19 protein-coding genes are annotated in these 20,451 nt (G+C 65.6%); 17 read left to right on the forward strand and 2 right to left on the reverse strand.

All coding sequences use genetic code 11. The features are described 5' to 3' along the window. Position 1 precedes the first annotated feature (1 nt). Positions 2–1,396 (reverse strand): FAD-dependent oxidoreductase, encoded by a 1,395-nt coding sequence (locus AC5Y21_RS02525; protein ID WP_499909555.1) that lies wholly within the window; start codon positions 1,394–1,396, stop codon positions 2–4. 92 nt (positions 1,397–1,488) lie between these two features. Here AC5Y21_RS02525 and AC5Y21_RS02530 point away from each other — a divergent pair, with 92 nt between their 5' ends. The 17 genes from AC5Y21_RS02530 to mddA all read left to right on the forward strand — a co-directional run bounded on the left by AC5Y21_RS02530 (position 1,489) and on the right by mddA (position 19,986). Next, positions 1,489–3,009, forward strand: coding sequence for an amino acid permease (locus AC5Y21_RS02530; protein ID WP_499909104.1), 1,521 nt, complete (start codon positions 1,489–1,491; stop codon positions 3,007–3,009). A gap of 317 nt (positions 3,010–3,326) precedes the next feature. Beyond that, positions 3,327–4,619 (forward strand): alkane 1-monooxygenase, encoded by a 1,293-nt coding sequence (locus AC5Y21_RS02535; RefSeq protein ID WP_499909106.1) that lies wholly within the window; start codon positions 3,327–3,329, stop codon positions 4,617–4,619. An 8-nt stretch (positions 4,620–4,627) separates the two neighbouring features. Then, a complete protein-coding gene (locus tag AC5Y21_RS02540) occupies positions 4,628–4,798 on the forward strand; it encodes a rubredoxin (RefSeq protein ID WP_499909108.1) in 171 nt (56 codons plus the stop codon). Between the two features lie 10 nt (positions 4,799–4,808). Then, on the forward strand, positions 4,809–4,991 hold the full coding sequence (locus tag AC5Y21_RS02545) for a rubredoxin (protein WP_499909109.1): 183 nt from the start codon (positions 4,809–4,811) through the stop codon (positions 4,989–4,991). A gap of 41 nt (positions 4,992–5,032) precedes the next feature. Further along, positions 5,033–5,638: a TetR family transcriptional regulator AlkX gene (gene alkX / locus AC5Y21_RS02550; RefSeq protein ID WP_499909111.1), complete on the forward strand. Its 606-nt coding sequence runs from the start codon at positions 5,033–5,035 to the stop codon at positions 5,636–5,638. A gap of 129 nt (positions 5,639–5,767) precedes the next feature. Further along, positions 5,768–7,255 carry an adenosylhomocysteinase gene (ahcY, locus tag AC5Y21_RS02555; RefSeq protein WP_499909113.1) on the forward strand — a complete coding sequence of 496 codons (1,488 nt, stop codon included), beginning with the start codon at positions 5,768–5,770 and terminating at the stop codon, positions 7,253–7,255. Between the two features lie 103 nt (positions 7,256–7,358). Next, a complete protein-coding gene (locus tag AC5Y21_RS02560) occupies positions 7,359–8,000 on the forward strand; it encodes a dTMP kinase (RefSeq protein ID WP_499909115.1) in 642 nt (213 codons plus the stop codon). A 92-nt stretch (positions 8,001–8,092) separates the two neighbouring features. Continuing rightward, positions 8,093–8,779: a two-component system response regulator MtrA gene (mtrA, locus tag AC5Y21_RS02565; protein ID WP_067237492.1), complete on the forward strand. Its 687-nt coding sequence runs from the start codon at positions 8,093–8,095 to the stop codon at positions 8,777–8,779. Between the two features lie 58 nt (positions 8,780–8,837). Further along, positions 8,838–10,526, forward strand: coding sequence for an MtrAB system histidine kinase MtrB (mtrB, locus tag AC5Y21_RS02570; protein ID WP_499909117.1), 1,689 nt, complete (start codon positions 8,838–8,840; stop codon positions 10,524–10,526). Positions 10,527–10,543: 17 nt separating this feature from the next. Continuing rightward, entirely contained in the window at positions 10,544–12,292 is a 1,749-nt protein-coding gene (lpqB, locus tag AC5Y21_RS02575; RefSeq protein ID WP_499909557.1) for an MtrAB system accessory lipoprotein LpqB, read from the forward strand. Between the two features lie 282 nt (positions 12,293–12,574). Next, positions 12,575–13,405, forward strand: a complete 831-nt coding sequence (locus AC5Y21_RS02580) for a hypothetical protein (protein WP_499909119.1) — start codon at positions 12,575–12,577, stop codon at positions 13,403–13,405. A gap of 24 nt (positions 13,406–13,429) precedes the next feature. Next, positions 13,430–13,675 (forward strand): DUF2191 domain-containing protein, encoded by a 246-nt coding sequence (locus AC5Y21_RS02585; RefSeq protein WP_499909121.1) that lies wholly within the window; start codon positions 13,430–13,432, stop codon positions 13,673–13,675. Then, entirely contained in the window at positions 13,666–14,091 is a 426-nt protein-coding gene (locus tag AC5Y21_RS02590; RefSeq protein ID WP_499909123.1) for a PIN domain-containing protein, read from the forward strand. The genes AC5Y21_RS02585 and AC5Y21_RS02590 overlap by 10 nt, the downstream gene beginning before the upstream one ends. A gap of 79 nt (positions 14,092–14,170) precedes the next feature. Further along, the gene (locus tag AC5Y21_RS02595) at positions 14,171–14,812 is read left to right on the forward strand and encodes a ComF family protein (protein WP_499909125.1); all 642 of its coding nucleotides are present in this window, start codon (positions 14,171–14,173) and stop codon (positions 14,810–14,812) included. 389 nt (positions 14,813–15,201) lie between these two features. Beyond that, positions 15,202–15,849 (forward strand): ribosome hibernation-promoting factor, HPF/YfiA family, encoded by a 648-nt coding sequence (gene hpf, locus AC5Y21_RS02600; protein WP_499909559.1) that lies wholly within the window; start codon positions 15,202–15,204, stop codon positions 15,847–15,849. Positions 15,850–16,042: 193 nt separating this feature from the next. After that, positions 16,043–18,895, forward strand: a complete 2,853-nt coding sequence (gene secA, locus AC5Y21_RS02605; RefSeq protein WP_499909127.1) for a preprotein translocase subunit SecA — start codon at positions 16,043–16,045, stop codon at positions 18,893–18,895. Between the two features lie 323 nt (positions 18,896–19,218). Further along, positions 19,219–19,986 carry a methanethiol S-methyltransferase gene (mddA, locus tag AC5Y21_RS02610; protein WP_499909129.1) on the forward strand — a complete coding sequence of 256 codons (768 nt, stop codon included), beginning with the start codon at positions 19,219–19,221 and terminating at the stop codon, positions 19,984–19,986. Here the strand turns inward: mddA and AC5Y21_RS02615 are convergent. Then, positions 19,983–20,447, reverse strand: coding sequence for an SRPBCC family protein (locus AC5Y21_RS02615; RefSeq protein ID WP_499909131.1), 465 nt, complete (start codon positions 20,445–20,447; stop codon positions 19,983–19,985). The genes mddA and AC5Y21_RS02615 overlap by 4 nt on opposite strands. Between the last annotated feature and the right edge of the window lie 4 nt (positions 20,448–20,451).

The following is a 20,451-nucleotide window of genomic DNA, read 5'->3' on the forward strand; positions in this document are numbered from 1 at the left end:
ACTAGTCCTGATGGTGGCGACCCGTCTCGCCCGGCTCCGCCGCGCTCGCGATCGCTACGGCGCGGGCTTGTTTGCGTTCGCGTAACCACAACCGCATGTTGTGCCGGATGGCACGGCCGATGATCCGCGGCGGCGGGACCATGTACAGGCTGTCCAGCAGCGAGAACCGACGCAAAAACCATTCGGCGAGAACGGGTTCGGTTTCGGCGGCGCCGAGGAACTGGTCGAACAGGGCACCGGACGGGCGCCACCACCACGGCACGGCCTCCACCTCGGCATGGTGGAAGGTGGTGTCGCCGATGGCGTTCATCATCCAGACCGGATAGGTCGTTTTCGCGGTGGCGCGATTGAGTTCGGTGGCCAGCCTGTCGTCGGGGAATTGAAGCGCCCGCCGCAGATGACCGCCCTGCAGTGACGTCATCGTCATGCCCTGACCGAAGGTGGGGTTGAAGCTGGCCACGGCATCACCGAACGGGACGATCCCGGCCGGGAGGCGCTCCAGCTTGTCGTAGCGGCGCCACTTGCTGGCCGGGAAAGCGTGAAATGCCGGTTCTCCCAAGGGTTCGGCGCGGGCCAGCGCGGTGCTGAAGTGGGCCGGCAGTAGCTGTTCGGCCAGCGCAAGCATCCCGGGAAACGTCTTCGGCGGCTTCGCGTGGGCCACCCCGAACGTGGTCAGCACCCAGGTGCGGTCCTCGTAGTACAGCATGCCGAGCCCCAGCGACTCGTCGTGTGAGGCGCCGGCGACCACCACCTTCTCCCGGATCAGACCCTCGGGGATGCGGAACTGCTGAGTGGCATAGCTGATGCCGATGTCGACGGTCTCCTCGACGGGGCGCTGGTATCCCCACTGCGTCAACCACACCGGCAGCCGGGTGCCCCGACCCGCCGCGTCGACCACGAGGTCAGCGGCGACAAACTCCGAGTCGCCGTCGTCGTCGGGATCCAGCAGCACGCCGGTCACCCGCTGGCGGGCAGGGTCGAACCGTGGTTCCAAGACGTGGCGGTGGATGATTTCCACGTTCGCGACGTCGAGCACCCGCCGTCGCAGCTGCCATTCCAGATGCGGCCGGCTGGGCACGTAGGCGGTGAACTCCTTGCGCAGGGTGTGGCCCGTCCCCAGCACATGGCCGGCAGCCCCGAGGTGGATGCAGTCCGGCCTGTTCTCCAGCATGGGCACGCCCGCGGCCACCATGTCGGCCAGCAGCCCGGGAAACAGGCTCTCGAACTCGATTGCGCCACGGGCCATCAGCATGTGTAAGTGCCGGTCCTGGGGTACTGCGGCGCGGTTCTCCGGCGCGCTCGGCAGGTCGTCGCGTTCGAACACCGTCACCCGGGAATAGCAGTCGGAGAGCACCCGCGCCGCGCATAAACCGGCGATGCTGCCCCCGATGACCACCGCGTGGTCCCGCACGATTTCCCCTTGACCGCGCACCAACGCGAGGTTACTCGGTACTGTCCGTCACAACGAGTAACGAGAGGACACCGCAGATGGCCGGTCGATGGCGCACGAAGTCGGTCGAACAGTCAATCGCTGACACCGACGAGCCGGGCACCCGGCTACGCAAGGACCTCACCTGGTGGGACCTCGTGGTGTTCGGCGTCGCGGTGGTCATCGGCGCCGGGATCTTCACGGTCACCGCGTCCACCACCGGAGACATCACCGGTCCGGCCATCGGGGTGTCGTTCGTCATCGCGGCGATCACCTGCGCGCTGGCGGCGCTGTGTTATGCCGAATTCGCCTCGACGCTGCCGGTCGCAGGCAGCGCCTACACCTTCTCCTACGCGACCTTTGGTGAGTTTCTGGCCTGGATCATCGGCTGGAACCTGTTGCTGGAGTTGGCGATCGGCGCGGCCGTGGTATCCAAAGGCTGGTCAAGCTATTTGGGGACGGTGTTCGGATTCGCCGGCGGCACGCTCCAGGCCGGATCGGTGAGCCTGGACTGGGGTGCCCTGGTGATCGTCGCGATCGTGTCTACGCTGATCGCCCTGGGCACCAAGTTGTCGTCGAGGTTTTCCGCGGTGGTGACTGGCATCAAGGTGGGCGTGGTGCTGTTGGTCATCGTGGTCGGCGCCTTCTATATCAAGAGCGCCAACTATTCGCCGTTCATCCCGAAGCCGGAAGCCGGCGGCGCGGCACGCGGCATCGACCAGTCGGTGTTGTCGCTGCTGACCGGGGCGCAGGGCAGTCACTACGGCTGGTACGGCGTGTTGGCCGGGGCCTCGATCGTGTTCTTCGCGTTCATCGGGTTCGACATCGTGGCCACCATGGCCGAGGAAACCAAGAATCCGCAGCGCGATGTCCCGAAGGGGATCCTTGCTTCGCTGGCGATCGTGACCGTGCTCTACGTCGCGGTCTCCGTCGTGTTGTCCGGCATGGTCTCCTACACCCAGCTCAAGACCGTCCCCGGCAGCAACCACGCGAACCTGTCCACCGCCTTCACGGCCAACGGGGTGCACTGGGCGAGCAAGATCATCGCCGTCGGAGCGTTGGCCGGGCTGACCACCGTGGTGATGGTCCTGATGCTCGGCCAGTGCCGGGTGCTGTTCGCCATGGCCCGCGACGGGCTGCTGCCGCGAACGTTGGCCAAGACCGGTTCGCACGGCACCCCGGTGCGCATCACCGTGCTGGTTGCCATTGTGGTGGCTTTGACGGCGTCGGTCTTCCCGATCAACAAGCTCGAAGAGATGGTCAACGTCGGAACGCTCTTCGCGTTCGTTCTCGTCTCCGCCGGCGTCATCGTGCTGCGCAGGACCAGGCCCGACCTGCCGCGCGGTTTCCGGGCTCCATGGGTCCCGGCCCTCCCGATCGCTTCGATCATCGCGTGTATCTGGTTGATGGTGAACCTCACGGCGCTGACCTGGGTCCGCTTCGCTATCTGGCTGGTGGTTGGCACCGCGATATATCTCGGCTACGGGGTCCGGCATTCGGTGCAAGGCAAGCGACAGGCCGAAGGGGCGGATGCCGACGACAAGGAACCCGACCCGGACGCGGACATCGCGGCCGTATAGGCGTTTTGGCCCGGCTCGTCGTGTCCTGAATGTGAATCCAGGGCGTTGGGTGTGAGCCCAGGGTTTCGAGGGTGAAGCCTGGGTGTAGGAATCGCCGGAACGACGCCCTGGACTCACGCTCAACGCCCTGGGCTCACGCTGGACGCCCCGGCTACACATTCAACGCCCTGGGCTCACGCTGGACGCCCTGGCTACACACTCGATGCCCGCCCGTCGCAGCGCAGCTTTACAAAATACCCATCTCTGTCTAGACACGAGACGCAGACTCATATATTGTCAACCGTGAACGTGGTGTGACTCACAAGGAGGTTTGGCATATGACCACCCAGCTCAGCCCCGAAAAAGTGGATGCCCCCACAAAAGCGGAGGCCCCTGAAAAATCGGCAACCCGTGAAGTACCCGACGCGCCCGCGACGGAATGGCGGGACAAGAAGCGCTACCTGTGGCTGATGGGACTCATCGCGCCGACGGCATTGTTCGTGATGCTGCCGATCATCTGGGGAATGAACCAACTCGGCTGGCACGCCGCGGCCCAGGTGCCGCTGTGGATCGGGCCCATCCTGCTCTACATCCTGCTGCCGGCGCTGGACTTGTTCTTCGGTCCCGACGGGCAGAACCCGCCCGACGAGGTGATGGAACGGCTGGAGAACGACAAGTACTACCGGTACTGCACCTACATCTACATTCCGTTCCAATACCTGAGCGTGGTGCTCGGGGCGTACCTGTTCACCGCATCCGACCTGAGCTGGCTCGGATTTGACGGCCCGCTGAGCCTGGCCGGGAAGATCGGCCTGGCGCTGTCGGTCGGTGTGCTCGGCGGCGTCGGCATCAATACCGCCCACGAGATGGGGCACAAGAAGGACTCGCTGGAGCGCTGGCTGTCCAAGATCACCCTCGCGCAGACCTGGTACGGACACTTCTACATCGAGCACAACCGCGGCCACCACGTACGCGTCTCCACACCCGAGGACCCGGCGTCGGCACGCTTCGGCGAGACGTTCTGGGAATTCTTGCCGCGCAGCGTGTTCGGGAGCCTGCGCTCGTCCGTTCATCTCGAAGCGCAGCGGATTCGCCGGCTCGGCAAGAGTCCCTGGAACCCCAAGACCTACCTGTCCAACGACGTGCTGAACGCCTGGGCGATGTCGGTGGTGCTGTTCGGCGCGCTGATCGCGGTGTTCGGCCCGGCCCTGATCCCGTTCGTGATCATCCAGGCGGTCTTCGGCTTCTCCCTCCTCGAGGCCGTCAACTACCTCGAGCACTACGGCCTGCTGCGACAGAAGAACGCCAACGGCCGCTACGAGCGGTGCGCGCCGGTGCACAGCTGGAACTCCGACCACATCGTCACCAACCTGTTCCTGTACCACTTGCAGCGGCACAGCGATCACCACGCCAACCCCACGCGGCGCTACCAGACGCTGCGCAGCATGGAGGGCTCGCCCAACCTGCCGAGCGGATACGCGTCGATGATCTCGCTGACCTACTTGCCGCCCGTGTGGCGCAAGGTGATGGATCACCGCGTGCTCGAGCACTACGACGGCGATATCACCAAGGTGAACCTGCAACCACGGCTGCGGGAGAAGCTGCTGGCCCGTTACGGAGCTGCAGCATGATGGCGGACATGACAAACGCGTACAAGTGCCCCGTCTGCGACTATGTGTACGACGAGTCCAAAGGCGATGTCAGGGAAGGTTTTCCGGCCGGCACGCCATGGGAGCAGATCCCCGACGACTGGTGCTGTCCAGACTGCGCGGTCCGCGAAAAGCCAGATTTCGAACCCGTCTCAAGTTAGGAGCAAACACATGAACGACTACAAACTCTTCCAGTGCGTGCAGTGCGGCTTCGAGTACGACGAGGCGCTGGGGTGGCCGGAAGACGGTATCGCGCCCGGCACCCGCTGGGACGACATCCCCGAGGATTGGAGCTGCCCGGATTGCGGCGCCGCCAAGTCGGACTTCGTGATGGTCGAGGTGGCCCGGCCGTGATCAGCACCGGCACCGAGACGAAAACCGATAGGGTCCCGGCTGTGAAGCGTATTCCTTACGCCGAGGCGTCGCGGACGCTGTTGCGCGACTCGGTGCTGGATGCGATGCGCGACCTGCTGCTCACCCGAGACTGGTCCGCCATCACGCTGTCGGACGTCGCGCGTGCCGCGGGCATCAGCCGGCAGACCATCTACAACGAGTTCGGCTCTCGGCAGGGCCTGGCGCAGGGTTACGCTCTGCGCCTGGCCGACCGACTGGTCGACACCGTCAGAGGGGGTCTCGAGGCCAACGTCGGCAACGTCTACCAGTCGTTTTTGGAGGGATTTCAAGCCTTCTTCGCCGAGTCGGCGGCCGACCCGCTGGTGATTTCGCTGCTCACCGGGGTCGCCAAGCCCGATCTGCTGCAGCTCATCACCACCGACAGCGGGCCCATCATCACCCGATCGTCGGCCCGGCTGGCCACGGCCTTCACCCAAACCTGGCTGACCACCAGCGACGACGACGCCAATATGCTGGCACGCACGCTTGTGCGGCTGTGCTTGAGCTACGTGTCGATGCCGCCCGAGTCGGACCACGACGTCGCCGCCGACCTGGCGCGGCTGATGACGCCCTTCGCGGAGCGCCACGGAGTCATCAACGTCCCGTGACCACCGTCGGGCTCCGATTCGGCGGGGACTAGAGTGGCTGAACAGCATAACTAGGCTAACTAAGCCTGCGTGAATTCTCATGCGCTCTAAAGAAGCCCCCAAGATGGCCCAACGAAGGACGAACACCCTATGACGACGACCGAAAATTCGCTGACCCCCGACGTTCGTAACGGGATCGACTTCAAGATCGCCGATCTGTCGCTCGCGGATTTCGGCCGCAAGGAACTCGATCTCGCCGAGTACGAGATGCCCGGCCTGATGTCGCTGCGCCGCGAGTACGCCGAGGTGCAGCCGCTGAAGGGGGCGCGTATTTCGGGGTCGCTGCATATGACCGTGCAGACCGCGGTGTTGATCGAAACCCTGACGTCGCTGGGCGCCGAAGTGCGCTGGGCATCCTGCAACATCTTCTCGACCCAGGACCATGCGGCGGCCGCCGTGGTCGTGGGACCGCACGGCACCCCTGACGAGCCCCAGGGTGTACCGGTGTTCGCCTGGAAGGGCGAGACGCTGGAGGAGTACTGGTGGTGCGCCGAGCAGATGCTGACCTGGCCGGATAATGAAGCCGGGCCCGCTCCTGCAAATATGATCCTGGACGACGGCGGCGACGCCACCATGATGGTGCTGCGCGGTATGCAGTACGAGACGGCCGGCGTGGTGCCGCCCGCCGAGGAGGACGACTCCGCGGAGTGGAAGGTCTTCCTGAACGTGCTGCGCCAGCGCTTCGAGTCCGACAAGACCAAGTGGACGAAGATCGCCGAGTCGGTCAAAGGCGTCACCGAGGAGACCACCACCGGTGTGCTGCGGCTGTATCAGTTCGCCGCGGCCGGGGACCTGGCCTTCCCGGCGATCAACGTCAACGACTCGGTGACCAAGTCGAAGTTCGACAATAAGTACGGCACCCGGCACTCGCTGATCGACGGCATCAACCGCGGTACCGACGCGCTGATCGGCGGCAAGAACGTGCTGATCTGCGGCTACGGCGATGTGGGTAAGGGCTGCGCGGAGGCCGCCAAGGGCCAGGGGGCGCGGGTCAGCGTCACCGAGATCGACCCGATCAACGCGTTGCAGGCGTTGATGGAGGGCTTCCCGGTGGTCACCGTCGAGGAGGGGATCGCCGCCGCCGACATTGTGGTGACCGCGACCGGCAACAAAGACATCATCTCGCTCGAGCACATGAGGGCGATGAAGGACCACGCCATCCTGGGCAACATCGGTCACTTCGACAACGAGATCCAGATGGCCGCACTGGAGCGGTCCGGGGCGACCAAGCTCAACATCAAGCCGCAGGTCGACCTGTGGACCTTTGGTGACACCGGCAAGGCGATCATCGTGCTCTCCGAGGGCCGCCTGCTGAACCTGGGCAACGCCACCGGCCACCCCTCGTTCGTGATGAGCAACAGCTTCGCCAACCAGGTGATCGCCCAGATCGAGCTGTGGACCAAGAACGACGAATACGACAACGAGGTCTACCGGCTGCCCAAGCACCTCGACGAGAAGGTGGCCCGCATTCACGTCGAGGCGCTGGGCGGTCACCTCACCAAGCTGACCAAGGATCAGGCCGAATACCTCGGCGTCGACGTCGAAGGTCCCTACAAGCCGGACCACTACCGCTACTGAGCTGTTCGCTTCGCCGTTTGTGCTCGAGCGTGACCATCCAGTCACTTTCGGCGGCGAGTGTGACCGCGCAGTCACGTTCGGCGGCACGCATTGGGCTCGCGCCGTGCTGATCGCAATCGAAGGGGTCGACGGCGCCGGCAAGCGGACGCTAACGCAAGGCCTGCAGCGCGCTTTTCAAGCCAGCGGGAAGTCGGTGGCCATGCTGGCCTTCCCGCGGTACGGCCAGTCGATTCCGGCCGACATCGCCGCGGAGGCCCTCCATGGCGATCACGGCGACCTCGCGTCGTCGGTGTATGCGATGGCAATGCTGTTCGCGCTGGACCGCGCCGGGGCCGTCGCACAGATCGAGGAGCTCAAGCGCGACTACGACGTCGTGATCCTGGACCGCTACGTTGCCTCCAACGCGGCATACAGCGCGGCACGCCTGCACCAGGACGCGGCCGGGGAGTCGGTGGGTTGGGTACAGCGGATCGAATACCAGCGATTGGGGCTCCCCGCGCCCGACTGGCAGGTGCTGCTCGCGGTGTCCGCCGAACTCGCCGGGCAGCGCGCGCGTAGCCGGGCCGACAGCGATCCCGCCCGCGTCCGCGACAGCTATGAACGCGACGACGAACTTCAGCAGCGCACCGGCGCGGTGTACGCGGGCCTGGCCGCCGCCGGCTGGGGCGGGCGCTGGCTGGTGGTCGACGCGGACGTCGATCCGGACCGTCTGGCGGCCATTTTGACCGCCGGCGGCCCGCTGTAAGTGGCTCGAAACCCGAATTTGAGGGGTATTTGCCCTTATCGGACACGAAACACCCGTGTGGTGCCCCAGTTTTGTCCCGATCTGGTGACACCATGGACAGCATGAGGCAAAGGATTTTGGTCGTCGATGACGACGCTTCGCTGGCGGAGATGCTGACCATCGTGCTGCGTGGGGAGGGTTTCGACACCGCAGTCGTCGGCGACGGCACCCAGGCCCTGACCGCGGTGCGTGAGCTGCGCCCCGACTTGGTGCTGCTGGACTTGATGCTGCCCGGCATGAACGGCATCGACGTCTGCCGGGTGTTGCGTGCCGACTCCGGCGTTCCGATTGTGATGCTGACCGCCAAGACGGACACCGTGGACGTGGTGCTGGGCCTGGAGTCGGGCGCCGACGACTACATCATGAAGCCGTTCAAGCCGAAGGAACTGGTCGCCCGGGTGCGGGCGCGGCTGCGGCGCAACGACGACGAGCCCGCCGAGATGCTGTCCATCGCCGACGTCGAGATCGACGTGCCGGCACACAAGGTCACCCGCAACGGCGAGCAGATCTCCCTGACACCGCTGGAGTTCGACCTCTTGGTCGCGTTGGCGCGCAAACCGCGCCAGGTGTTTACTCGTGATGTGCTGCTCGAACAGGTGTGGGGATACCGGCACCCGGCGGACACCCGCCTGGTGAACGTGCACGTCCAGCGCCTGCGCGCCAAGGTCGAAAAAGACCCTGAGAACCCGACCGTGGTTCTCACCGTTCGAGGAGTGGGTTACAAGGCCGGACCTCCGTGACCTGCCCCGCAGACGATGCATGGCGCTGCGATGTTAGTGATGCTGAGGAGCGGCGCCATTGAGTTGGGGCTCGCGACAGCGCACACGCAGTCGTTGGGGGCGCTCGGGTCCCATGACGCGCGGCATGAGTGCGCTGAGCCGAGCCGTGAGCGTCGCCTGGCGCCGATCGCTCCAACTGCGCGTCGTCGCGCTGACCCTCGGACTCTCGCTGGCCGTGATCTTGTCGCTTGGCTTCGTGCTGACCAGCCAGCTCACCAATCGCGTGCTCGACGTCAAGGTCAAAGCCGCCATCGAGCAGATCGAACGGGCGCGCACCACGGTCAGCGGGATCGTCAACGGCGAGGAGACCCGCTCGCTGGACAGCAGCCTGCAGCTGGCCCGTAACACCCTGACCTCGAAAACCGACCCGGCCTCGGCCGTCGGCCTTGCCGGCGCGTTCGACGCGGTGCTGATGGTGCCCGGCGACGGCCCGCGCGCGGCGACCACCGCCGGACCCGTCGAGCAGGTGCCCGGCTCGTTGCGCGGATTCGTCAAGGCCGGGCAGGCGGCCTACCAGTACTCCACGCTGCACACCGAGGGCTACAGCGGGCCGGCGCTGATCATCGGGACGCCGACGTCGTCGCGGGTGGCAAACCTGGAGCTCTACCTGATCTTTCCGCTCAAGAACGAGCAGGCCACGGTCACGCTGGTGCGCGGCACTATGGCCACCGGCGGTCTCGTGCTGCTAGTTCTGTTCGCCGGCATCGCACTGCTGGTCTCCCGTCAGGTGGTGGTGCCGGTGCGGTCGGCGTCGCGGATCGCCGAGCGGTTCGCCGAAGGGCATCTGTCCGAACGGATGCCGGTGCGTGGTGAAGACGACATGGCGCGGTTGGCGGTGTCGTTCAACGACATGGCCGAGAGCCTGTCCCGGCAGATCGCCCAGCTGGAGGAGTTCGGTAACCTGCAGCGCCGCTTCACCTCCGACGTCAGCCACGAACTTCGCACGCCGCTGACCACCGTGCGGATGGCCGCCGACCTCATCTACGACCACAGCTCTGACCTCGATCCCACGCTGCGGCGCTCCACCGAGCTGATGGTCAACGAGCTGGACCGATTTGAGACGCTGCTCAACGACCTGCTGGAGATATCGCGGCACGACGCCGGTGTGGCCGAGTTGTCCGTCGAGGCGGTCGACCTGCGCGTAACTGTCAACAATGCCCTCGGCAACGTCGGCCACCTGGCCGAGGAGGCCGGCATCACGCTGCAGGTCGAGCTGCCCACCGAAGAGGTGATCGCCGAGGTCGACGCACGCCGGGTCGAGCGGATCCTGCGCAACCTGATCGCCAACGCCATCGACCACGCCGAGCACAAGCCGGTGGACATCCGGATGGCCGCCGACGAAGACACGGTGGCCGTCACCGTCCGCGACTACGGGGTCGGGCTGCGGCCAGGCGAGGAGAAGCTGGTGTTCAGCCGGTTCTGGCGCTCCGACCCGTCACGGGTGCGGCGCTCCGGCGGCACCGGGCTGGGCCTGGCGATCAGCATCGAGGACGCCCGGTTGCATCAGGGCCGGCTGGAGGCGTGGGGCGAGCCCGGCGAGGGCGCCTGTTTCCGGCTGACGCTTCCGTTGGTCCGCGGTCACAAGGTCACCACCAGCCCGTTGCCGATGAAACCGATCCCCAAACCAGCCCAGAACCCGCAAACGGCGCAAACCGCCGGGCCGCCGCGCCAGGAGCGGCAGCGTGAGCACGCCGAACGGAGCGGTTGATGCGTCGGATCTGGACGATGCTGCGGCTGCTGTCCGCGGCCGCGCTGCTGGCGGGCTGTGCGGGAGTGCCGACCTCGTCGGCCCCGCAAGCCATCGGCACCATCGAGCGACCGGCGCCGTCGAATCTGCCCAAGCCAACCCCGGGCATGGATCCCGACGTATTGCTGCGCGAATTCCTCAAGGCCACCGCCGACCCCGCCAACCGGCATCTGGCGGCGCGGCAGTTCCTCACCCAGTCGGCGTCCAACGCATGGGACGACGCCGGTAGCGCGCTGCTGATCGACCATGTGGTGTTCGTCGAAACCCGTGCCGCCGAACGTGTTTCGGCGACAATGCGAGCCGACATCCTGGGTTCGCTGTCGGATGTGGGGGTGTTCGAGACCGCCGAAGGCGTGCTGCCCGACCCGGGCCCGATCGAATTAGTCAAGACCTCGGGTGGCTGGCGAATCGACCGTCTGCCCAACGGGGTGTTCCTGGACTGGCAACAGTTTCAGGCGACCTACAAACGCAACACGCTGTACTTCGCCGACCCGACCGGCAAGACCGTGGTTCCCGACCCGCGCTACGTCGCTGTTTCCGATCACGACCAACTGGCCACCGAGCTCGTCTCCAAGCTGTTGGCGGGCCCGCGACCGGAGATGGCGCACGCCGTCCGCAACCTGCTCGCTCCGCCGCTGCGGCTGCGCGGACCGGTGACCCGGGCCGACGGCGGCAAGAACGGCATCGGCAGTGGCTATGGCGGCGCGCGCGTCGATCTGGAGAAGCTGTCCACCACCGATCCACACAGCAGGCAATTGCTTGCCGCGCAGATCATCTGGACGCTGGCCAGAGCCGACATCCGAGGGCCGTATGTGATCAACGCCGACGGCGCTCCGCTGGACGACAGGTTCGCCGAGGGGTGGACCACCTCCGACGTCGCCGCCACCGACCCCGGCGTCGCCGACGGGGCGGGGGCGGGGTTGCATGCCTTGGTAAATGGCTCGCTGGTGGGGCTGGACGGCCAGCGCATCGCCACACTGCCCGGGGCCTTCGGACGGATGGGCGACCAGACCGGTGCGACACTGTCGCGCAGCGGACGCCAGGTGGCATCGGTAGTGACGCTGCGACGCGGCGCACCGGATATGGCCGCCTCACTGTGGATCGGTGACCTCGGCGGCGAGGCGGTCCAGTCCGCCGACGGGCACAGCCTCTCGCGGCCCAGCTGGTCGCTGGACGACGCGGTCTGGGTGGTGGTCGACTCCAACAATGTCCTGCGCGCGATTCCGGAACCCGCGTCGGGGCAACCGGCGCGTATTCCGGTCGACTCCGCGGCGGTAGCCAGCCGCTTCCCGGGGCCGATCACCGATCTGCAGCTGTCCCGGGACGGGACACGCGCCGCGATGGTGATCGGCGGTCAGGTGATCCTGGCGGGTGTTGAGCAGACCCAGGCGGGGCAGTTCGCCCTGACCTATCCGCGACGGCTGGGCTTCGGGTTGGGCACCTCGGTGGTGTCGCTGTACTGGCGAACCGGCGACGACATCGTGGTGACGCGCAACGACGCCACGCACCCGGTGTCATATGTGAACCTCGACGGGGTGAACTCCGATGCGCCGGCGCGCGGCCTGACGATTCCGCTGTTCTCGATCGCGGCCAACCCCTCGACGGTGTATGTCGGTGCCCCGCAAGGGGTTCTGCAGTATTCGGCGACGGTTGCCGAAAGCCAACAGGGCTGGTCGGAGGTGCCCGGGTTGATGGTGCCCGGGGCGGCGCCGGTATTGCCCGGCTGAGTCGGCTTTCGTACTTGAGGACCGAGTCGAAAGGTGACGCACTTGGGTGTGAATCGTCGGCTTTGGAGGTGCAGCCTGGGCGGAAAGTTGTCCCGATTTTCGCCCTACGTACACACCCAAAGCCGCGGGTTCACAGCGAAAGCCGTAGATACACAACCAACGCCGCGGATCCACTACGGAAGCCGTAGATTCACGACGAGTCGTATTTGAAGACCAAGTCTTCTCTGCGAGCCAATCGCACGGTTACCCTCGCACTGAGGTGGCCTAGAGGAGGCCCTGCGGATGTCGCCCAGAGTTCCCCGCCTGCGTTGGGAAGATCCCTTTGGCGCGCTGGAGATGCTGGGCTCGCTGTGGTCGTCCACCGGATTGCCGTCGGTCACCGCCGGAGCAGCCCAGGCCGCCGCGATGCCGTACCGCACCCTGTTCCTCACGCTGCAGCAACTGCTCGTTGGCAAGGAAGTGACGGTTCGGATCGCGGATCAGAATGTGGTGCTGACCGTCACCGAGCTGGATTCCGCATTGGAACCGCGGGGTTTGGCTGTCGGCCAGCTCGGCGACGTGCGGCTGGCGGCGCGCGACGTCCGGTGGGACCGCAACCACCTGAAGACCGCCGATGCGGTCCTGCACAACCTGCACATCCATCCGGGCATGCCGCCGTTGGTGGTGGCCGCGCCCGCAAGACTGTCGACGGCGGTGTCGTCGAACATTTTCGACGATGTGCTGCAGCGCGCGGCGCCGCAGTTGCGCGGCGAGCTGATTGAGGACGGCAATGCCCGGCTGCGCTGGGCCCGCCGGCCCGGCTGGGGAGGGTTGGACGTCGACGTCGACGTGGTGGGCAAGACGTTGTGGCTGCGTCCTCGCGCGTTGGTCACCGGGCGGCGGCGTTGGACATTGCCGGCGCGGATGCCCGCCTATCAGGTGCCGCTGCCCGAGCTGCCGCACGGGCTGCTGGTGACCGGCGTCAGCGTGGGGGTGGATTCGCTGCAGCTGTCGGGCCTGCTGCCGGAGTGGCGGATGGAGTTGCCGCTGAAGTACCTCGAAGACCTCATCAGCCGGCTGAGTCAGGGGGCACTCAGCTTCGCCTGGCCGTCGCTGTTCAACAGCTCCGACTGAGCGTCGGCGACCACATGAATGTATATGCTGATGAAGAATTTTGTATATACAGTGGGGGTGTCTGTGACGAAGCGGTTGATCGACTTGGACGACGAACTCTTGGCCTCCGCGCAAAAAGAGCTCAAAACGACTGGCGTTACTGACACAGTTCGCATCGCGTTGCAGCAAGCGGCAGCACGGTCCGCCCGCGCCCGTCAGGTCGCATGGTTGCAAGCGGGCGGCCTGGAGGGCATGGCGACAGCTGATCAGCGTGGTGATGTGTGGCGCTGATCGCCTCTTACCTCATCGACACCAGCGCTGCCGCAAGGATGAAGCACCCCGAAGTCGGCGGCCGACTCGCGCCTCTGATCGAGGCCGGCCTGGTCGCAACCACAGCCCAGCTTGACGCCGAAGCGCTGTATAGTGTGCGCAATCACGTTGAATACGAAGGACTTTGGTCAGATCGCCGGCTTGCGTACGAGTATCTACCGACCAATGACGAACACTGGCAGGCGGCATTGGGTGCGCAGCGGGAGCTTGCCAGGAACGGCCGTGACCGGGGCGTGGGCATGGCCGACCTCTTGATCGCCACTCTCGCGGCCGGGCACGATCTGATGCTGATCCATTACGACGCCGATTTTGAAATCGCTGCCGAAGTACTTGCAGTCGAGCATCGCTGGGTGGTGCAACGCGGCAGCGTTGACTGAGCATCAATCCGCTGGCGGGAACATCGAGGACGCCGGAGCGAAGCCCGAGCATGTCACCCCCGGCCGACACACTTGCTGTGTGCTCGACCTGATCCTGCCGTTGGAATGCGGCGGCTGCGGGGCTCCGTCGACCCGTTGGTGCGATGCCTGCGCGACAGAGCTCGCAGTGACCGTCGACCAGCCGCGCGTGGTGAGCCCTCGCATCGACCCGCAGGTTCCGGTGTTCACGCTCGGCCGCTACGCCGGCGCGCGCCGCCAGGCGATTCTGGCGATGAAGGAGCACGGCCGCGGCGACCTGGTCACACCGCTGGCGCGCACACTGGCCATCGGCGTCCACCGGCTGGTCTCCTGGGGCATGGTCGAGACGCCGCTGACAATGGTGCCCGCACCGACCCGGCGCTCGGCGGCGCGGCGGCGCGGTGGCGACCCGGTCGCCCGAATGGCCCGGGCGACTGCGGGAGCGCTGGGCGGGGGCCCGAACATTACCGTCGCCGAGGCATTGCGAATGAAGGCGTCAGCGCGCGACTCGGTGGGCCTTGGCACGTCGGCGCGGGAGCGCAATATCGCGGGTCGGGTGCGGTTGCGCGGCCGACCACCGGTTTCAGAGGTGGTGGTTGTCGACGACATAGTCACCACCGGCGCGACGGCCCGCGAGTCCGTCCGGGTCCTGCACGCTGCCGGGGTACGGGTGGTCGCGGTCCTGACGATCGCGGCCGCGTGAGCAGATGGGCGAAACCTATCAAGATCCCACGAAGACATGAAGAACTCGCAACAGCTCCACCAAATTGGTGGCACGCCGGGGCGTACACGAGCTACCGTCGAGAACAACCTTCTTGGCTTACTGGAAGGACTCATGGTCGCGATTTCCCAGGTTGAAACGCCACCGCGGGAGGGGGTGAGTATTCGACACCTTGCACCGGCGGGCAGCCTGCGGCGGTGACAGTTCCGAATCCGCTCCAACCCCGTCGGCGCGTGTACCAACGAAGCCGGCACGCAGGGCGCGTGTGACGCGAAAAGAGAAACGAGTTGTCACGTATGTCAAGGCCAAGCGTGGATTCCAGTCGGGTTCTGGACCAACTACCGACCGACGCCGACGAACAAGCCGAACCGATGGCGCAGGCCGAGGTCGTCGTCAAAGGCCGCAATGTCGAGATCCCCGATCACTACCGCATTTACGTCTCGCAGAAACTCGCTCGCTTGGAACGGTTCGACCGGACCATCTACCTGTTCGACGTCGAACTCGATCACGAACGCAACCGACGCCAACGCAAGTCCTGTCAACACGTGGAGATCACCGCCCGCGGCCGCGGTCCGGTGGTCCGGGGGGAGGCGTGTGCCGACAGCTTCTATGCCGCATTCGAGGCGGCCGTCGCCAAACTGGAGAACCGGCTGCGCCGGGTCAAGGATCGACGCAAGGTGCACTACGGCGACAAAACGCCGGTTTCGCTGGCCACTGCCACCGCCGTGGTGCCCGCGCCCGGGAAGACTCCCAGAGCGCCCAAGAAGCAAGCCGTCGAGCCGCCGGAACACGACGGTGAAGAAGTAGGCGAAAAAGTAAAGGCCGTCACCGAGCACGCGCCGGGCCGGATCGTCCGTACCAAGGAGCACCCGGCCAAGCCGATGTCGGTCGACGACGCGCTCTATGAGATGGAGCTCGTAGGGCACGACTTCTTTTTGTTCTTCGACAAGGAGACCGAACGGCCGTCGGTGGTCTACCGTCGGCACGCCTACGATTACGGCCTGATCAGGCTCGCCTGAGCGAGTCTTCAGCGGCGACCCGCTACTCGCGGGAATGCCGCGCTTGCGATCGGCTGACCGAGTCTTCCGCGGCGACCCGCTGCGCCCGGCAATGCCGCGGTTGCGATCGCCGCGTCGGCGGTCATCGCCGGCTCGTCACCTAACATGGGAGTCGCCCGATCGAAGAAGACTCCTACCAATAGGGGAGCTAGCTGTGCTGTCGAAGTTGCTGCGCCTTGGTGAAGGTCGCATGGTCAAGCGCCTCAAGAAGGTGGCGGACTACGTCAACACGTTGTCCGACGACATCGAAAAGCTGACCGACGCCGAACTAAGGGCGAAAACCGACGAATTCAAGAAGCGTCTCGAGGAGGGCGAAGACCTCGACGACCTGCTGCCCGAGGCGTTCGCCGTCGCCCGCGAGGCCGCCTGGCGGGTGCTCGACCAGCGTCCTTTCGACGTGCAGGTGATGGGAGCCGCCGCGTTGCACCTGGGCAACGTCGCCGAGATGAAGACCGGTGAAGGAAAGACGCTGACCTGCGTGTTGCCCGCCTATCTCAACGCGCTGGCCGGCAACGGCGTGCACATCGTCACGGTCAACGACTACCTGGCCAAACGCGACAGCGAGTGGATGGGCCGGGTGCACCGCTTCCTCGGGCTGCAGGTCGGGGTGATCCTGGCCAACATGAACCCCGACGAGCGACGGGCGGCCTACAACGCCGACATCACCTACGGCACCAACAACGAGTTCGGCTTCGACTATCTGCGTGACAACATGGCGCACTCGCTCGATGAGCTGGTGCAGCGCGGGCACAGCTACGCCATCGTCGACGAGGTCGACTCCATCCTGATCGACGAGGCCCGCACGCCGTTGATCATCTCCGGTCCGGCCGACGGCGCCTCCAACTGGTACACCGAGTTCGCCCGGCTGGCCCCGTTGATGGAGAAGGACACCCACTACGAGGTCGACCTGCGCAAACGCACCGTCGGTGTGCACGAAAAAGGTGTGGAGTTCGTCGAAGACCAGCTCGGCATCGACAACCTCTACGAAGCCGCCAACTCTCCGCTGGTCAGTTACCTCAGCAACGCGCTGAAGGCCAAAGAGCTGTTCAATCGCGACAAGGACTACATCGTCCGCGACGGCGAAGTGCTGATCGTCGACGAGTTCACCGGCCGCGTGCTGATCGGGCGCCGTTACAACGAAGGCATGCACCAGGCCATCGAGGCCAAGGAGCACGTCGAGATCAAGGCCGAGAACCAGACGCTGGCCACCATCACGCTGCAGAACTACTTCCGTCTCTACGACAAGCTCGCGGGCATGACCGGAACCGCCCAGACCGAGGCCGCCGAGCTGCACGAGATCTACAAGCTCGGCGTGGTCAGCATTCCGACCAACAAGCCGATGATCCGCGGTGACCAGTCCGACCTCATCTACAAGACCGAAGAGGCCAAGTACATCGCGGTGGTCGACGACGTGGCCGAGCGGTACGAGAACGGCCAGCCGGTGCTGATCGGCACCACCAGCGTGGAGCGCTCGGAGTACCTGTCGCGGCAGTTCACCAAGCGGCAGATCCCGCACAACGTGCTCAACGCCAAGTATCACGAGCAGGAGGCGGGCATCATCGCGGTCGCGGGCCGGCGGGGAGGCATCACCGTCGCCACCAACATGGCCGGCCGGGGGACCGACATCGTGCTGGGCGGCAACGTCGACTTCCTCACCGACCAGCGGCTGCGTGAGCAAGGGCTCGATCCGGTGGAGACGCCCGAAGAGTACGACGCGGCCTGGCATGAGGAGCTGCCCAAGGTCAAGGAAGAGGCCAGCGAAGAGGCCAAGGAAGTGATCGAAGCCGGCGGGCTGTACGTGCTGGGCACCGAGCGGCACGAGTCGCGGCGCATCGACAACCAGCTGCGCGGCCGCTCCGGGCGACAGGGCGACCCTGGCGAGTCGCGGTTCTACCTGTCGCTGGGCGACGAGCTGATGCGACGGTTCAACGGCGCCGCGCTCGAGACGCTGCTGACCCGGTTGAACCTGCCCGACGACGTGCCGATCGAAGCCAAGATGGTGACCCGGGCGATCAAGAGCGCGCAGACCCAGGTCGAGCAGCAGAACTTCGAGGTCCGCAAGAACGTCCTGAAGTACGACGAGGTGATGAACCAGCAGCGCAAGGTGATCTACGCCGAGCGCCGCCGCCTCCTCGAAGGCGAAAACCTCAAGGAGCAGGCGCTCGACATGGTCCGCGACGTGATCACCGCCTACGTCGACGGCGCAACCGCCGAGGGCTACGCCGAGGACTGGGACCTGGAGAAACTCTGGGAGGCACTCAAGACGCTGTACCCGGTCGGGATCGAGCATGAAAGCCTGACGCGTCATGACGACGACTCCGAGCGCGACGACCTCACTCGCGAGGAGCTGCTTGAGGCGCTGCTCAAGGATGGCGAACGTGCCTATGCCGCAAGGGAAGCCGAGCTCGAGGAATTGGCCGGCGAGGGCGCGATGCGTCAGCTGGAACGCAACGTGTTGCTGAACGTCATCGACCGCAAATGGCGTGAGCACCTCTACGAGATGGACTACCTCAAGGAGGGCATCGGCCTGCGGGCGATGGCGCAGCGCGATCCGTTGGTGGAGTACCAGCGCGAGGGCTACGACATGTTCATGGCCATGCTCGACGGCTTGAAGGAGGAGTCGGTCGGCTTCTTGTTCAACGTCACCGTGGAGACGGTCCCCTCCCCGCAGGTGGCTCCCGTCGAGGAACCGGAAGAGCTCAGAGAATTCGCGACAGCCGCGGCCACTGGTGGCTCGGGGCACCAGGACGGGGCAAGCCCCGCGCCTGCCGCTGCTCGCGAAGAGGCTCCGAGCACGTTGCGCGCCAAGGGCATTGAGAGCGAGTCGCCGGCCTTGACATATTCCGGGCCGTCCGAGGACGGCTCGGCGCAGGTGCAGCGCAACGGCGGTGGCGCGGCCAAGACGCCGGCCGGGGTGCCCGGCGGGGCCAGCCGCCGCGAGCGCCGCGCGGCGGCACGGCAACAAGGACGCGGGCCCAAGCCGCCGAAATCTGTGAAGAAGCGGTAGCCCTTCCGGACGCGTCGGCGTGAGCCCTAGGCGTTGAGTGTGCATCGACGGCGTCGGGTGTGCATCCAGGGCGTCGGGCGTGATCCCTGGGTGGAAAAATTGCCGAAACTCCGCCCCAGGCTCACTCCGAAAGCCCTAGCTGCACACTCAAAGCCAAGGCCTCACATTCGATACCCGAGCGAACATTCGACGCCCGAGCGGTCACTCGACGCCCTAGCCTCAACTTCGCCGCGCGCGCGTTGAACCCTCTGCGCCGCTATCCCGTCGAACTATTGAGGCAAACGCCTCACGTGCTACAGACCTGCTCGGAGGACACTCAGGCTATGAAGCGCTACCTGACAATCGCTTACGGCACCGCCAGCTACCTGGCGTTCGTGGTGTCCTTTCTGTATGCCATCGGATTCGTCGGCGCGATCGTGGTGCCGCGGACCATCGATCATGGAATTGCAGCCCCGATAGGCCAGGCCGTGGCCATCAATGTGGCGCTGCTCAGTGCATTCGCCATCCAGCACAGTGTGATGGCTCGGCCGGCATTCAAACGATGGTGGACCCGAATCGTGCCGCAGTCGATAGAGCGCAGCACCTACGTGTTGCTGTCGAGTGCCGTCCTCTTCTTGCTGTACTGGCAATGGCGAACGATGCCCACGGTCATTTGGGATGTCCGTCAGCCGGTGGCCCGCCTGGCCCTGTGGTCACTGTTCTGGCTGGGATGGGCGACGGGGTTCGCCTCCTCATTTATGGTCAATCATTTCGACCTGTTCGGTCTGCGGCAGGTGTATCTGGCGTGGCGCGGAAAGCCCTACAGTGACATCGGTTTTCGCATCCGATTGCTCTACCGGCTCGTGCGCCACCCGCTCATGCTCGGTTTCTTCATAGCGTTCTGGGCGACGCCGACGATGACGGCAGGGCACCTACTTTTCGCGATCGCTACCACCGGCTACATCCTGATCGCCCTCCAGATCGAGGAGCGCGACCTAGTGGCGGCCCTGGGCGACGAATACCGGACTTACCAACGTCAGGTACCCATGCTGGTACCGCTGCCACGCCGGCAGAACGCCGAAACCGTCGAGCCTGAACCTGCTTCGGGCTAGCTTTCCAGCAGCTTGGCGATGCGCTCCAGGGTGGCGCGCATGCCGTCCTCGGTCAGTTTGGGCATCGAACCACTGGTGATCAACCGCTTCTGCTTGTCCTGCGACACATCCCAGGTCTCGCGCACCAGCGTTCCACCGTCGGCCGGGCTCAGCTCGTAACGCCAGATCCGGCCGCCGACCAGGCCACCCAGTCCGGTGGTCTGCCACGCGATGCGCCGGTCCGGCTCGTACTCGATGACCGTGTTGGTCGTCCGGTACGGGATGAACAGCGTCTCCTTTCGTCCGCGCATCGCCATGCCGAATTTCGATCCCTCCGACAACGGCACCGACTCCTGGGTGGCGTGGTCGAGTGAAGCCGAACCGTCGAAACTGGCGTGTTTGCCCGCGTCCGCGAGTAGCGCGAAGACTTCGCTCGGCGACGCGTTGATCACGCGTTCGACGCTGACCGTGTTGCCGTCCATCGGC

The organism is Mycobacterium sp. NGS41, from assembly GCF_059812725.1.